This window comes from Achromobacter sp. RT286_PF, assembly GCF_059760425.1.
This window is the reverse complement of the sequence record NZ_JCBAMR010000091.1, coordinates 1-374: the sequence shown is the minus strand read 5'-3', so window position 1 is coordinate 374 and position 374 is coordinate 1. Positions and strand designations below refer to the sequence as shown.

At 59.1% G+C, this 374-nt stretch carries 1 protein-coding gene; it reads left to right on the top strand.

Annotation, left to right across the window (positions count from 1 at the left end):
- Nucleotides 1-70: 70 nt before the first annotated feature.
- On the top strand, nt 71-374 hold a 304-nt coding region (locus tag AC6LJY_RS27985; RefSeq protein ID WP_498137241.1), incomplete at its 3' end, for a hypothetical protein.

The window sequence follows — 374 nt, the reverse complement described above, 5'->3', positions numbered from 1 at the left end:
ACACGTCGACACCAAGGCCTACAAGGAAGCGTGGATCGCGTTCTCGCAAGACCGGTGGCCTGAGCCGGTGTTGGATGCCTACAAGGCGCAGACGGCGCCATCCGCGCGGTTCTTGAAAGTGGATCTGGCAACGTTGCGAGAAACGCCCCAAACGGTATTGCACGGGTTGAAATTCGCCGATGGGTTTCTGACCGATCAAGTGTGGGAATACCGTTACGACGGCGAGGATTTCGGCAGCCGGCATGCCGTGCGTACACGTACCCCCAGGTTTGTGCCGATAAATGATTACGTCGACGACATCGCAAAGACGCAAGGCCTGCCGCAAGGTGTGCCGGTATTGGCGTTGCCCGATCCGGTGGGCGCGGTGTTGGAAT